Below are 13,524 nucleotides of genomic sequence, written 5' to 3' on the forward strand. Positions count from 1 at the left end.
TCCTGCCCCCACGCAACTTTCTCCGGCCCGCTTCCCCTGTCAAGCAAGCTCGGCGTTTTACGGTGCCGGCCCATCGCAAGCCCGGCGTTTTGGTTAGCAGACCCATTCAGATTGTGAGTCTACCGACTGGACAGAGAACAAAACGGAGACACTTCTGGCCTTTCGCTGCCGAATCACTACATTCGGGGGGAGATGTCCGGCTTTTCGGAAGACATGCCCTTTTTTGACGAACCGAACGCGCGGCCCGTGGCCCCGTCGGGCATTGCCGCGCGCGCCATGGCTGCCCGCAGCAACCAGAACAACGCGCCCGATTATCTCAACGGCCTCAACCCCGAGCAGCGGCTGGCGGTGGAAACCACCGAAGGCCCGGTGCTGGTGCTGGCCGGCGCCGGCACCGGCAAAACGCGCGTCCTGACCACCCGCATCGCCCACATCCTTGCCACCGGCAAGGCTTTCCCCTCGCAGATCCTCGCCGTCACCTTCACCAACAAGGCGGCGCGCGAGATGAAGCAGCGCATCGGCCTGTTGATCGGCGAAGGCAATGTCGAGGGCATGCCGTGGCTCGGCACCTTCCACTCGATTGGAGTGAAGCTGCTGCGCAGACATGCCGAGCTGGCCGGGCTCAAATCCGACTTCACCATTCTCGACACCGACGATGTCGTGCGCCTGATCAAGCAGCTTATCCAGGCCGAAGGGCTGGACGACAAGCGCTGGCCGGCCAAGCAGTTCGCCCAGATGATCGACGGCTGGAAGAACAAGGGCCTCGGTCCCGCCGACATCCCCGAGGGCGATGCCCGTGCCTTCGCCAACGGCAAGGGCCGCGAGCTCTATAAGGCCTATCAGGAGCGGCTGAAAACGCTGAACGCTTGCGACTTCGGCGATCTCCTATGCCACCCGATCCGCATCTTCCGCGCCAATCCGGACGTGCTGAAGGAATACCATAAGCGCTTCCGCTACATCCTCGTCGACGAATATCAGGACACCAACACCGCCCAGTACATGTGGCTGCGGCTGTTGGCACAACGGCCGCAATCCTCCCCCCTTGAGGGGGAGGTGCCCGCGAAGCGGGCGGAGGGGGTTGCCGCAGAAGGCACCGCTAGAGCGTCGAGCACTGCCGCCGGTAGGTCGAGCACTGCCGCACGGACCCCACCCGACCGGGCTTCGCCCGGCCACCCTCCCCTCGAGGGGGAGGGAAGCCCGCGCCTGTCCACCGTAAATATCTGCTGCGTCGGCGACGACGACCAGTCGATCTATGGCTGGCGCGGCGCCGAGGTCGACAACATCCTGCGCTTCGACAAGGATTTCCCCGGCGCCACCATCATCCGGCTGGAGCGCAACTATCGCTCGACCGCGCACATCCTCGGCACCGCCTCCCACCTCATCGCCCACAATGAGGGCCGTTTCGGCAAGACGCTGTTCACCGAAAAGATCGCCGAGGACGACGAGAAGGTGCATGTCCACGCCGCCTGGGATTCCGAGGAGGAGGCCCGCGCCGTCGGCGAGACCATCGAGGCCTATCAGCGCCAGAAGCACAATCTCAACGACATGGCGATCCTCGTCCGCGCCTCCTTCCAGATGCGCGAATTCGAGGACCGCTTCGTCACGCTCGGCCTCAACTACCGCGTCATCGGCGGCCCGCGCTTCTACGAGCGCCTCGAAATCCGCGATGCGCTGGCCTTCTTCCGCGTCGTCGCGCAAGGCGCCGACGACCTCGCCTTCGAGCGCATCGTCAACGTGCCGAAGCGCGGCCTTGGCGAGGCCACCATCCGCCAGATCCACGACACCGCACGCGCCCTGCGCATCCCGATGCTGGAGGCGGCGGCAAAACTCGCCGAAAGCGACGAGTTGAAGCCGAAGCCGCGCGCCGCACTGCGCGAGGTATCGGCCAATTTCGAGCGCTGGCAGAAGGCGCTGGAAACCACGCCGCACACCGAGCTCGCCGAGACCATTCTCGAGGAGAGCGGCTACACCGACATGTGGAAGAACGACCGCTCGGTTGAAGCGCCCGGCCGGCTCGAGAACTTAAAAGAACTGATCCGCTCCATGGAGGAGTACGAATCGCTGCGCTCCTTCCTCGAACACGTCGCACTCGTCATGGACGCCGAGCAGAACGCCGAGCTCGACGCCGTTAACATCATGACGCTGCATTCGGCCAAGGGCCTCGAATTCGAGACCGTTTTTCTCCCTGGTTGGGAGGAAGGTCTTTTTCCGCACCAGCGCTCGCTCGACGAGGGTGGCCGCTCCGGGCTGGAGGAGGAGCGCCGGCTTGCCTATGTCGGCTTGACCCGCGCCAAGAAGAACCTGCACATCTGGTTCGTCTCCAACCGCCGCATCCACGGCCTCTGGCAGTCGACCATCCCGTCACGCTTGCTCGACGAGTTGCCGGAAGCCCATGTCGAGGTCGCCGAGAGCGGCAACAGCTACGGCGGTTACGGCAATTCCTACGGCGGCGGCTCGTTCGCCTCCGGTCGCGGCGGCCAAGGGGCAGGCAGGCAGAACCCCTATGGAGCATCGCGCTTCGACAACATTGGCGGCAATAACGGTGCTGAAAAATCCGGCGCTTTCTCCAGCACCTATGCGACACCGGGCTGGCAGCGCGCCCAAGCCAACCGCACCGAGGCCACCGACCGCAATTGGGGCACGCGCTCCGGCCACCAGGTCGAGCGCATCGGCTATGGCGAAACCGACTCCGGCTACGGCGCCGGCCGCACCTCGGTCAAGGGCCGCACAATCGACGGCGAGCTGGTCGCCAAATCCGTCGCCGACACGCCGTCCCCCTTCAGCGTCGGCGACCGCGTCTTCCACCAGAAATTCGGCAACGGCAACATCTCGGCCATCGAAGGCAACAAGCTGACCATCGACTTCGACAAAGCCGGCCAGAAACGCGTGCTGGACGGGTTTGTCACCGGGGTGTGAGGCCGCCGGGCGCTAGCGATACCGCGCCTGGTTCCACTTATGGCCGAGCAGCGACAGGATGATGATCAGGCCGTTGAAGAACTGGACATAGAAGCCGCTCAGGCCTGCCGCCACCACGCCGGTCTGGATGAACGAGACGGTGACCGCGCCGATCGCGCCGCCGACAACAGTGCCGATGCCGCCCCAGGTCGGGGTGCCGCCGACGAACACCGATGCCAGCACCGGCAGCAGATAGCCGTCGCCGGCGGTCGGCCACCAGGTGAAGTTGATCATCACCGAGAACGTGCCGGCGATTGCCGCGCCGATGCCGACGAAGACGAACACTTTTACGCGCACGCGCTTGACGTCGATACCCATCTGCTGGGCGCTGTCTGGATTGTCGCCGACCACCTTGACCTGGGCACCGAAGCGATGGCGGTTGTAAAGCAGCGCCGACAGCACGACGAAGCCGATGGCCCAGAAGATCTGCACCGGAATGCCGTAAAGCTGGCTGGAGAAGATCTTGTAGGCCCAGCTGTCGGCAAGGCCGGTCAGCGCCGTTGACCTGCCCTCGTTGATGATCTGGATCAGGCCGCGCAGCAGGAAATTCATGCCGAGCGTGGCGATCAGCGACGACAGCCCGCCATAGACGACCAGCGAGCCGACCAGGAAGCCGAGCAGCATGCCGGTGACGATTGCGGCGGCGATGCCGAGGAACGGGTCGTAGCCAGCCTGCACGACCAGCGCAAACACCCAGGAGGCAAAGCCCATCGTCGCCGGAAACGACAGGTCGATCTCGCCGCAAGTGACGACGAAGACCAGCGGCACCACCACGAACAGCGCCACCGGCAGCGTGGTGAGTACGGAGCTGTAGAGATACCAGGTGGTGAACACGATCGGGTTGGCGATCATGAACACCGCCATCATGACGATGAACACGGCAAGCGTGCCGAGCGCGGCGCGGTTGTCGAGAATGAACCCGCGCAGCCAATTGTCGGACGGGTGTCTCCACTCTTTCCCGGCGGCCTCATTATGCGTGCCGCCGAGGGGGCTCTGCAGATCGGGTTCCATGGTCTTGCTCATCGTGCCGCCCTCCCCGCATCGCCCGCGTCGTGCAACCCCGGCAATCCGCTGGGGTGGGCGACGTCTTCCATGAAATTGATCAGGTCTTCGGCCGATTTGACCTCGCTGCGGTCGGCGGTGAGCGCGACCTTGCCGCGGTCCAGCACCACGAAGCGATCGGCGATATCGAAGACGTGGTGGATGTTGTGGCCGATGAACAGGATCGAGCGCCCGCTCGCCCGCACCTGGCGCACGAAGTGGAAGACCTTGGCGGTCTCGGTCAGCGATAGCGCGGTCGTCGGTTCGTCGAGGACTATCAGCTCCGCCTTCTTATAGATGGCCCGCGCGATCGCCACGCCCTGTCGTTCGCCGCCCGAGAGCTGGCCGACGATCGACTGTGGCGTGAACACTTTCGAGGTGAAGCCGATCTCGCGCATCAGCCGGCTCGCCTCCGCGATCTCCTTGTTGACCTTCAGCCAGCCAAGCCAGCCGGTGAGCTCGCGGCCCATGAAGATGTTGCGCACGATCGTCTGCTGCACAGCGAGCGCCCGGTCCTGGAACACCGTCTCGATGCCGGCGTCGCGCGAGCGCGCAGGGCTCCATCCGGTCACCGGCTTGCCGCGGACGAGAATCTCGCCGCTAGTCGGTTTGACCACGCCGGACAGGATCTTGATCAGCGTCGACTTGCCGGCGCCATTATCGCCGATCAGGCCGACCACCTCGCCTCGATCGACGCTGAGATTGACCCCGCCAAGCGCATAGACCTGGCCATAGGACTTGCTGATGTCGCGCAGTTCGATAATGCGTTCGGCCATGGCGATCCTCGCTTGATTGTCGCGTGCCGGCCTTTTCGCCGGCGGTCCCGCCGGCCGGGCTCGATCCCGGCCGGCGGCTTGGGAGGTCAGCGCAGCGCCTGCTTGGCGAGCTCGGCGACGATCTCGTAATTCTGCGGCGTGACGAAGCCGGCGCCGGTATCGACATTCATCGGTGCGAGACCCAGCACAACCTGCTGGCAGAGGCTGAGGATCGGCAGATAGCCCTGCAGGAACGGCTGCTGGTCGGCCGTCAGTTGCACCCAGCCGCCCTTGAAGCCCTCGACGATCTGCGGGCTGGTGTCGAAGCCGAAGTTGAAGATATCGCCCGGCTTCCTGCCCGCCGCCTGCATGTAAGTCGGGACGTTGCCCAGCATCTGTCCGCCGGGATAGCCAACCGCCTTGACGTCGGGATTGTTGAGCAGTGCCGCGGTGATCACCGGAAGGGCCAGATTGGGGTCGGAAGCCCATTCGCCGCTCGGTGGCGAGGAGAGCTGTATGACCTCGACGCCCGCTTCCTTGAGGGCAGCGACAGTGCCGCGTTCTCGCGCGCCGCGGCTCTCGTTCTCGAACGGGCCGATCATGATTGCCTTGTCGCCGGCCTTGAGCCCGGCCAGCTTGACCGCCTCGGCGCCAAGCGCGCGGCCCTGCTGCTCCTGCTGGGCACCGACATAGCCGCCGCCGAACGCCGCCGTGACCGTCGGCACCGGCACGTTCTGGTACATCATCTTGATGCCGTCCTTGTGCGCCTGTTCGGCCAGCGGCATGATCGCGGCGTCGCCGGGGTGGCCCATCATGGCGATGCCTTGGGGCTTGACCGCGACAGCCTCGCGCAATTGCTGCACCATCTTCTCGACATCCCACTGGGAAAAGATGTAGTCGACCTTCGGCCCGAGATCGGCCGCCGCCTGCTTGGCACCATTATAGACGATCGTGCCGAAGGCATCGCCCTCGGCGCCGCCGACGAAGAAACGGATATGGACATCCTTGCACCACTGGGCATCGAGCGCCTGCGCCGGCAAGGTCGAGAGTGCGGCGGCGAGCGCCATCGCGGCCGCCGCGACGGTCGAGCGCAGAACTGTCCTTCTCATCGTAATGCTCATGCACTTATCCTCCCTTTGTTCCCTCGCTAGCCGAGGGGTGTTGACGATCGCTTCGGCATTGCGCCGCAATCTTTCGCTGGCCGGCACCTCCCGCCGGCTTGTCCTGTTTTATGCATGTCGTTATCGCAAAACCGCTGGGCACTTTTGCGCGACATGCATTAGCCTCACACCGGGTTCGGCAGATAGCTCGCGCCTCCCCGGCATTGTTGGAGATAGTCCAGTGCCCGCGCCTGGCCGGTGATCTCGAGATCGCCGCGGTAGACCGGGTCGTGCCAGCCCTCGATGTCGATGGCGCCCTTGTAGCCGGCCAGCCGCAGCTCGCTGATCACCCGCGTCCAGTCGCTATCGCCGAAGCCAGGGGTGCGCATCTGAACGAACGGCAGGCGGCCGAACACGCCATGTTCGCGGATCACGTCCCAGCGCACCGTCGCGTCCTTGCCGTGGACGTGGAAGATACGCGGCGCCCATTTGCGGATCTGCGGGATCGGATCGATCAGATAGACCAGCTGGTGGCAGGGCTCCCACTCCAGGCCGAGATTGTCGTCCGGCAATTCGTTGAACATCAGCTCCCAGGCGTCCGGATTGTGGGCGATGTTCCAGTCGCCGCTGGCCCAGTTGCCGTCCATGGCGCAGTTCTCGAACGCGATGCGCACGCCCTTGTCGGCGGCCCGCTTTGCCAGCTTCCCCCAGACCTCGCGGAAGCGCGGCAGGCTGTCGGGCAGCGGCTTGCCGCGGATGCGGCCGGTAAAGCCGCTGACCACATTGGTGCCGAACAGATGCGCGTTGTCGATGATCGTTTCCCACGCCTGGAGCACGCCGCGATCGACTTCACCGCTCTCCAGCGGATTGCCGAACACCCCGATTGACGAGACGACGACATCGGCATCGCCGATCGCCTCGCGGATCTCGCCCGCCAACCGCGGAATGTTCTTGCCGCCCAGCATCTGCCAGAAGAACGGCTGGATGCTCTCGAAGCCGAGCGGCAGGATCTGCCTGACATAGGCGGCCGGGTCGTCCAGATTGGCCCGCACCATGGTGCCGATCCTGATGTCGAGCAGCGGGTTTGGCATCATAATCCTTCCTGTGAGGCGATAGCGACCCGGCGCCCGGTTTCGGCGCTCTCGATTGCGGCGAAAACCATGGCCAGGCTCTTGATGTTGTCGGCGCCGCGCGTCTCCGGTTCGGTGCCGGTCTCGACGGCGCGGACGAAATCCTGGATGATGCCGAGATGGCCGCCGACGCGATCTGCCGGGTCGAGCGGCGGCACGGCTATCGGTTCGGTGCGGTCGAACAGGCCTTCACGGACCGGCCGCACGACTTCCGCCTTCAACCCGTCCGCGCCGTCCCAGACAATGCTGCCGCGCTCGGCGACGATCCGCCATGTGCTGTCCCAGCTGGTACGGAAGCCGGCCGCGCACCAGCTGCCGGCATAGGTGAACAGCTTGGCGCCGCCGAGGTCGAAGCTTGCGGTTGCCGACGACCCTTGCCGATACCAGGAATTGGTCGGCTCCCACTCGTGGCAATAGACGCCGGCCGGTTCGCCGGCCACCATGTAGCGGGCCGCATCGAATGTGTGGATCGCCATATCGAGCAGCAGCACATGGCGCATCTCTTCGCGAAAACCGCCGAAATGCGGCGCAACGAAGAAATCGGCGTGGATGCTGGTTGGCGCACCAATGGCGCCGGAATCGAGAAAGCGCCGGATGCGCCTGACGTTGGCGACATAGCGGCGGTTCTGCACGACGGCATGGATGCGGCCGGCGCTGCGGGCCGCCTCGACAATGGCACGCGCATTGTCCGGGCTGTCGGCCAGCGGCTTTTCGGTCAAGAGATGGCAATGGTGGGCAAAGGCGGAAAGCGCGACCTCGCGGCGGGCGGCGGGAACCACGACGTCGAATACCGCGTCGGGCCTGGTCTGGTCGAGCACGGCGTCGAGGTCGGTTCCGATGACGGCGCCGGAAAGCTCGTATTCGCGCGCCCTTGCCCGCGCCCTTTCGGCGTCGAGATCAACCAGGCCGACAATGGCGAGCCCGTCGATCTGCTTGGCCGCATCGAGCCAGGCCTTACTCATCGCGCCGCAGCCGACCAGGACGACATTGATCATCCAGCACTCCTCCCTCTCGGCCCCTCCAGACCGATCGTCACGGCGTTCACGGCAGGGCCGCAAACGTTTCTTCCGTAAACGTTTACGAGAACACACCCGATGGCGTAGAATGTCAATTGGCCGATAGCGAAAAACGTGATGCCGGCTTGGCCTGAAGAGCGGCCGGTGCTAGCCAAGCAAGGGGGAGAACTGTCCTTTGGCGTCCAGTATTCACGACCTTGCGCGTCACCTGAATATTTCCATCGGCACGGTGTCGCGCGCGCTCAACGGCCGCGCCGACGTCAATGCCGACACGCGCCAGCGCGTGCTCGATGCGGCCAAGAAGCTGAACTATTCACCGAACCAGTCCGGCCGCAGCCTGCGGCGCGGCGCCACCCATTCGATCGCCTTCATGCTGCAGCCGCATCCGGGCGACCAGGAATATGGCGAGCCGTTCTTCATTCCGTTCCTGACCGGGTTGCAGGCCAAGCTCGCCGAAAGCGGCCTTGACCTGATCGTAGTGATGGGCGCGCCGGGCGACTATCAGCAGGAGCGCCTGCGCCGTGTCGTCGAGACGCGGCGGGCCGATGCGGTGGTGCTGGCCTGGACGCGGCGCGAGGACGAGCGCATCGACTATCTGACCCAGGCCGGTTTCCCGTTCGCGACGCTCGGCCGCAGCCGCTCCGGCGGCGATTCCTATCCCTCGCTCGACCTCGATTTCGAAAAAGCCGGGGCTGACGCGGTCGATCGTCTCGTCGCGCGCGGTCACCGCCGCATCGCCGCCATCCGCCCGTCGCTCGACCTCAATTTCGGCTATCTGTTCCTCGCCGGCTATCGCAAGGCGTTGCGGCGGCACGGCATCGAGTTCGACCCCGAACTGATCGCCGACGGCTTCATCAACGAGGCCGGCGGCTACGCCGTGACGCCGAAGGTCATGCGCTCCAAGGACCCGCCGACGGCCATCATCTTCAACAATGACGCGATGGCGCTTGGCGGCTGCAAGGCTTTGGCCGAGGCCGGCATCAGGCCCGGCCACGACGTCGCGGTGATCGTCATCGTCGACACGCCGCTTTGCCGCTATTTTTCGCCGGCGCTGACCGGCTTCCGACCGGCGCTGGAGCCGATGGGCGAGCGGTTGGCCGAAATGCTGCTGGCATCGATCCCGGCTTACGCCGGCGCCGAAGGCGCACGCATCATCCGTGAAGTCTGGCCGCTGGAACTGATCGCGCGCGACAGCGATTGAATCGCGGCGGTCACTGAGCAGGCTCAGATTGAACAAGACCCCCGCGCTCGCGCTCCGGCGTTGCGACCAGCGAGGCAGCGGCGGCATTGGCGGCGGCAAGTGCCGCCTCGACGGGCTCTCCACGCGCAAGCCACGCCGCAAAGGCGCCGACGAATTCATCACCGGCACCGTGGGTGCTGACCACCTCCACCGGCATCGCCGGCAAGGCGAATGCCTGGCCGTCGCGGTCGCAATAGGCAACGCCCTCGCCGCCGGCCGTGACGATTGCAGCCGGATAGAAACCGACGAGCATGCCGGCCGCCTTCGCAGCACCCTCGAGCGTGTCGACGACCGAAACGCCGGCCAGGAACTCCGCCTCGATGGCGTTGACGATGACGATGTCGGTCAGCGCGATCAGTTCGGCTGTCAGCTTTCGCGCCGGCGCCGCATTGAGAACGACGCGGCCGCCATACGCCTTCACCGCTCGCGCCGCGGCGATATTGGCGGCTTCCGGCACCTCGTTCTGCAGCAGCAGAACCGCCGTTTGCGCCATCAGCTCGGTCGCCTCCGCAATGTCCTTTTCGCCGAGAGTGAGATTGCTGCCCGAGACGATCACCGCGCCATAGTCGCCGCTGTCGTCGAAAATCGCCACGCTCATGCCCGAGCCGGCGCCCGAAGCCACTCCCACGAAGCGCTGGTCGACGCCGTTGCGACCGAGATTGTCGAGAAGCGCGCGGCCGAAATCATCGTCGCCGACAGCTCCGATCATCGCCGCACGCACGCCGGCCCGCGCTGCCGATACCGCCTGGTTGCCGCCCTTGCCGCCGCATTTTGGATGCCAGGCATGACCGGTCACCGTTTCGCCCTTGCGCGGGCGATCGGCGGCTTCGACCATGATGTCGTAATGCAGGCTGCCGAATACGGTCACCAGCGGCGGGGAAGCCGTCATGTGCCCTTATCTTTCCGTTTCGACGTCACCGCAGACATGGTGCGGCCGAGATTGCGCTCCGCCGCCTGGTAGTCGCGTTGCGCGACCGCGACGAACAGCGCGTCGAGAATGTTGAGCTGGGCAATGCGGGCCGCTGCGTTCTCACCCATCAACGGCGAGCCTTGCGCGGTCGAGCAAAGCACGATGTCGGCGACGGCTGCCAATGGCGAGTTGTCATAGTTGGTGATGGCCAGCGTACGCGCGCCGCTTTTGCGCGCAAGTTGGATGGCGTCGATGACGGCGCTCGTGTTGCCGGAATGCGAGAAGCCGACAGCAATGTCGTCGGCGCCGAGCAGCGAGGCCGACATCAGCATCATGTGCGAATCGTCGTAGACAGAGGTGCGGATGCCGATGCGCAGGAATTTGTGCGAAACGTCGCGTGCGATCTGCGCCGAGCCGCCGACGCCGTAGAAATCGCGATTCCTGGCGCGGTAAAGCAGATCGGCGGCACGGTCGAAATCGTCCATGTCGAGGATGGCCAGCGTCTCCTCCAGCGCCTGGATAGAGGTGCGGAACACCTTCTGCACGATCTCGGCCGAACTGTCGTCCACCGACAGCTCCTGATGCATCTCGGCGGTCGGCAGGCGGCTGTATTCATAGACCGCCGTGCGAAAATCGCGATAGCCGGAAAAACCCAGCTTCTTGGCGATCTTGACCACCATCGCCTCCGAGACACCGGCCTCCTCGGCGATCTGCTTGAGCGGTATGGTCTCGTCGAAGCCGCGCCGTCCGAAGACGGTTTCAACCACCTTCGCCTCGAGCGGCGTCAGATGCGGCATCATCATGCGAATGCGCGGTCCTACTGCTTTCAGGTCCAGCCCGGTCAAGGTCATCCACGTCCCCTCGTCACGCGATCGATAAGCATCGCGGCGAGGATTATAAGGCCAGTTGCCAGGAGCTGATAGAAGGACTGCACGTTCATCAGCGTCAGGCCGTTGCGCATGCTGCCAAGGATGACGGCACCCAGGATGGTGCCGACGACGCTGCCCTTGCCGCCCATCAGCGAGGCACCGCCGATCGCCGCCGCTGCTATGGCGTCGAGCTCCCAGAGATTGCCCAGAATGGGTTCGGCCGCACCCAGCCGGCCGATCAGGATCTGCGCTGCAAGCGCTGCCAGCAGGCCCGAGATCATATAGGCGGCGATCTTGGTGCGGGCGATCGGCACGCCGGCTATGTAGGCCGCCTCCTCATTGCCGCCGACGGCGAGCAGATATTCGCCAAACGGCGTCTTCTTGAGGATGATCCAGGCAATCAGCGCGACCACGGCCACGATGATGACCGCCAACGGCAATCCGAACAGCGAGCCGTTGAAGATGGCACGGAAGCCGGCAGGCAGGCCGAGCACCGGATTGCCGCCGGTATAGATCAGCGCCAGCGCCCGGTAGGTGCTGAGCGTCCCCAGCGTGACGATGAAGGGCTGCAGCCCGACATAGGCAACCAGCACGCCGTTAAGCAGGCCGCAGGCGAGGCCGATGGCGAAGCCAGCGGCGATGGCCAGCGGAAACGGCACACCGGCAACCAGCATCGAGGCCGAGATGACCGCCGAAAGGGCTGCCGTCGGCCCGACGGACAGGTCGATGCCGCCCGAGATGATGACCAGCGTCATGCCCAACGCCAGGCAGGCATTGATGCTCGACTGCTGCAGGATGTTGATCAGGTTACGCTCGGCAAAAAAGCCGGGGACCAGCGCCCCGAAGACGGCAAGGATCACCACCAGGCCGATCAGCGTGCCGGCGTCGCGCACGGAAAACCGGTGCAGGAAATCTGCCCTTGGGCGCGCTGCTGTGTGTTGGCTTATATCGGTCATCCGCTGGTCCTGTCCGTTATGCACCGGCCCGATGGCCTTGCGCCTTGCCGGCCTCAATCTTCGTTTGGGGTATGGCGTGCGCGGCGATCGCGTGTTCGCTGAGACTTGCGCGGCCCAGTTCGGCGGCGACCGTGCCGTCGCGCATGACCAGCACGCGGTCGGCGAGCCGGATCACCTCGGGGAGTTCGGACGACACGACGATTACCGAATGGCCTTCGGCGGCGAGTTCCTCGATCAGGTGGTAGATCTCCGCCTTGGCGCCGACATCGATGCCGCGCGTCGGCTCGTCGAACAGAAGGATCCGCGTTCCCGCCGCCAGCCAGCGGCCGATGATCGCTTTCTGCTGGTTGCCGCCGCTGAACAGCCGAATTGGCCGGTCGAGCAGGAACGGCCTGAGATTGACTCGCTTCATCTTCTCGGCTGCGACGCGCTTCAGCCGGCGGTGGTCGATGAGGCCGCGCGGCGCGAACACGCCCATCGAGGCCAGCGCCATGTTGCTGGAGATCGACCGCAACGGCACGATGCCTTCGCGCTTGCGCTCCTCCGGCACCAGGCCGATGCCGGCCGCGATCGCGTCGCGCGGACTGGAAAGCTTTACCGCCTTGCCGTCGATCTCTATTGCGCCTGATGAGGCCCGGTCGGCGCCGGCCAGCAGCCGCAGCAGCTCGGTGCGGCCGGAGCCGACCAGTCCGGCAATGCCCAACACCTCGCCGCGATGCAGGTCGAACGAAACGTCACGGACCTTGGTTGCCGAGGCGAGGCCACGCACGCTCAGCCTGATCTCGGGGGAAGCATGCGAGCGGTGTTGTTCCTGGGCAAGCTCGCGGCCGACCATCATCGAAACGACGGCCTTTTCCGACACCTGCGCGAGATCGACGGTTTCGACCACAACGCCGTCGCGCATGACAGTGGCGCGCTCGCAGATGCCGAACACCTCGTCCAGCTTGTGCGAGACATAGATGACGGCGACACCGTCGCGTGCCAGACCGGCAATGACTTCCGCCAGCTGTTCGAACTCGCTCGGCGTGAGGCTCGACGTCGGCTCGTCCATCGCCACGATCCTGGCGCGGTCGAGCAGCGCCCGGGCGATCTCGACGATCTGCCGCTGCGCCACCTTCAGGCTGCCAAGCGGGGCTGCCGGATCGATGGTTGGGTCGATGGCGGCCAGCGCTTCCGCAGCGCGGCTTTCCTGCTCGCGCCGTGCGACGAAGACGCCGCCGCGCGTCAACGGATGGCCGAGAAACATGTTCTGGGCGACGCTGAGGCGTGGCACCTGCTGTAATTCCTGATGGATCATCGCCACGCCCGCGGCGCGTGCGGCGACCGGATTGTTCAGCATCACCGGCTTGCCGTCGATCAGCACGCTTCCCGCCGTCGGTCGGTAGACGCCTGACAGTATGCGCAGCAGCGTCGATTTGCCGGCGCCGTTTTCACCGAGCAGGCCATGGATCTCGCCGGCGCCGACCGAAAACGACACTTCGCTCAGCGCCCGCACAGCCGGAAACTCTTTGGAAATGCCCTCGAATTGCAGCCGCGCTGACATTGCTTCGGT

General features: G+C 65.2%; 11 protein-coding genes. 2 read left to right on the forward strand and 9 right to left on the reverse strand.

Annotated elements, in window-relative coordinates; all coding sequences use genetic code 11:
* Window positions 1-192 precede the first annotated feature (192 nt).
* Window positions 193-2,916: an ATP-dependent helicase gene (locus NKJ55_RS12130; RefSeq protein ID WP_352450090.1), complete on the forward strand. Its 2,724-nt coding sequence runs from the start codon at window positions 193-195 to the stop codon at window positions 2,914-2,916.
* A gap of 12 nt (window positions 2,917-2,928) precedes the next feature.
* Here NKJ55_RS12130 and NKJ55_RS12135 read toward each other — a convergent pair whose 3' ends face one another.
* The 5 genes from NKJ55_RS12135 to NKJ55_RS12155 all read right to left on the reverse strand — a co-directional run bounded on the left by NKJ55_RS12135 (window position 2,929) and on the right by NKJ55_RS12155 (window position 7,976).
* Entirely contained in the window at window positions 2,929-3,978 is a 1,050-nt protein-coding gene (locus tag NKJ55_RS12135; protein WP_352450091.1) for an ABC transporter permease, read from the reverse strand.
* Complete coding sequence (locus NKJ55_RS12140; protein ID WP_352450092.1) at window positions 3,975-4,772, reverse strand: ATP-binding cassette domain-containing protein; 798 nt, start codon at window positions 4,770-4,772, stop codon at window positions 3,975-3,977. The genes NKJ55_RS12135 and NKJ55_RS12140 overlap by 4 nt, the downstream gene beginning before the upstream one ends.
* An 86-nt stretch (window positions 4,773-4,858) precedes the next feature.
* Window positions 4,859-5,872, reverse strand: a complete 1,014-nt coding sequence (locus tag NKJ55_RS12145; RefSeq protein ID WP_023676725.1) for a substrate-binding domain-containing protein — start codon at window positions 5,870-5,872, stop codon at window positions 4,859-4,861.
* 164 nt (window positions 5,873-6,036) lie between these two features.
* A complete protein-coding gene (locus NKJ55_RS12150; RefSeq protein ID WP_352450093.1) occupies window positions 6,037-6,945 on the reverse strand; it encodes a sugar phosphate isomerase/epimerase family protein in 909 nt (302 codons plus the stop codon).
* Entirely contained in the window at window positions 6,942-7,976 is a 1,035-nt protein-coding gene (locus NKJ55_RS12155) for a Gfo/Idh/MocA family protein (RefSeq protein ID WP_352450094.1), read from the reverse strand. Before NKJ55_RS12155 ends, NKJ55_RS12150 begins: the two co-directional genes overlap by 4 nt.
* A gap of 196 nt (window positions 7,977-8,172) precedes the next feature.
* On the opposite strand from NKJ55_RS12155, the gene NKJ55_RS12160 reads away from it, so the two are divergent.
* A complete protein-coding gene (locus NKJ55_RS12160) occupies window positions 8,173-9,198 on the forward strand; it encodes a LacI family DNA-binding transcriptional regulator (protein ID WP_023676728.1) in 1,026 nt (341 codons plus the stop codon).
* Between the two features lie 10 nt (window positions 9,199-9,208).
* Here the strand turns inward: NKJ55_RS12160 and NKJ55_RS12165 are convergent, their stop codons facing one another.
* From NKJ55_RS12165 to NKJ55_RS12180, 4 genes are read right to left on the reverse strand one after another with little or no spacing between them, the layout of a single operon-like run.
* Window positions 9,209-10,126, reverse strand: coding sequence for a ribokinase (locus tag NKJ55_RS12165; RefSeq protein ID WP_352450095.1), 918 nt, complete (start codon window positions 10,124-10,126; stop codon window positions 9,209-9,211).
* Entirely contained in the window at window positions 10,123-10,998 is an 876-nt protein-coding gene (locus tag NKJ55_RS12170) for a MurR/RpiR family transcriptional regulator (RefSeq protein WP_023676730.1), read from the reverse strand. Before NKJ55_RS12170 ends, NKJ55_RS12165 begins: the two co-directional genes overlap by 4 nt.
* Window positions 10,995-11,972, reverse strand: coding sequence for an ABC transporter permease (locus NKJ55_RS12175; protein WP_352450097.1), 978 nt, complete (start codon window positions 11,970-11,972; stop codon window positions 10,995-10,997). Before NKJ55_RS12175 ends, NKJ55_RS12170 begins: the two co-directional genes overlap by 4 nt.
* A 16-nt stretch (window positions 11,973-11,988) precedes the next feature.
* Window positions 11,989-13,515, reverse strand: a complete 1,527-nt coding sequence (locus NKJ55_RS12180; protein WP_352450098.1) for a sugar ABC transporter ATP-binding protein — start codon at window positions 13,513-13,515, stop codon at window positions 11,989-11,991.
* Between the last annotated feature and the right edge of the window lie 9 nt (window positions 13,516-13,524).

Source organism: Mesorhizobium sp. M0106, assembly GCF_040322715.1.
Lineage (GTDB): Bacteria > Pseudomonadota > Alphaproteobacteria > Rhizobiales > Rhizobiaceae > Mesorhizobium.

What these genes read in the sequence shown, in the direction of transcription:
- NKJ55_RS12130 (WP_352450090.1), top strand. Translation starts at nt 193, where the DNA reads ATGTCCGGCTTTTCGGAAGACATGCCCTTTTTTGACGAACCGAACGCG.
- NKJ55_RS12135 (WP_352450091.1), bottom strand. Translation starts at nt 3,978, where the DNA reads ATGAGCAAGACCATGGAACCCGATCTGCAGAGCCCCCTCGGCGGCACG.
- NKJ55_RS12140 (WP_352450092.1), bottom strand. Translation starts at nt 4,772, where the DNA reads ATGGCCGAACGCATTATCGAACTGCGCGACATCAGCAAGTCCTATGGC.
- NKJ55_RS12145 (WP_023676725.1), bottom strand. Translation starts at nt 5,872, where the DNA reads ATGAGCATTACGATGAGAAGGACAGTTCTGCGCTCGACCGTCGCGGCG.
- NKJ55_RS12150 (WP_352450093.1), bottom strand. Translation starts at nt 6,945, where the DNA reads ATGATGCCAAACCCGCTGCTCGACATCAGGATCGGCACCATGGTGCGG.
- NKJ55_RS12155 (WP_352450094.1), bottom strand. Translation starts at nt 7,976, where the DNA reads ATGATCAATGTCGTCCTGGTCGGCTGCGGCGCGATGAGTAAGGCCTGG.
- NKJ55_RS12165 (WP_352450095.1), bottom strand. Translation starts at nt 10,126, where the DNA reads ATGACGGCTTCCCCGCCGCTGGTGACCGTATTCGGCAGCCTGCATTAC.
- NKJ55_RS12170 (WP_023676730.1), bottom strand. Translation starts at nt 10,998, where the DNA reads ATGACCTTGACCGGGCTGGACCTGAAAGCAGTAGGACCGCGCATTCGC.
- NKJ55_RS12175 (WP_352450097.1), bottom strand. Translation starts at nt 11,972, where the DNA reads ATGACCGATATAAGCCAACACACAGCAGCGCGCCCAAGGGCAGATTTC.
- NKJ55_RS12180 (WP_352450098.1), bottom strand. Translation starts at nt 13,515, where the DNA reads ATGTCAGCGCGGCTGCAATTCGAGGGCATTTCCAAAGAGTTTCCGGCT.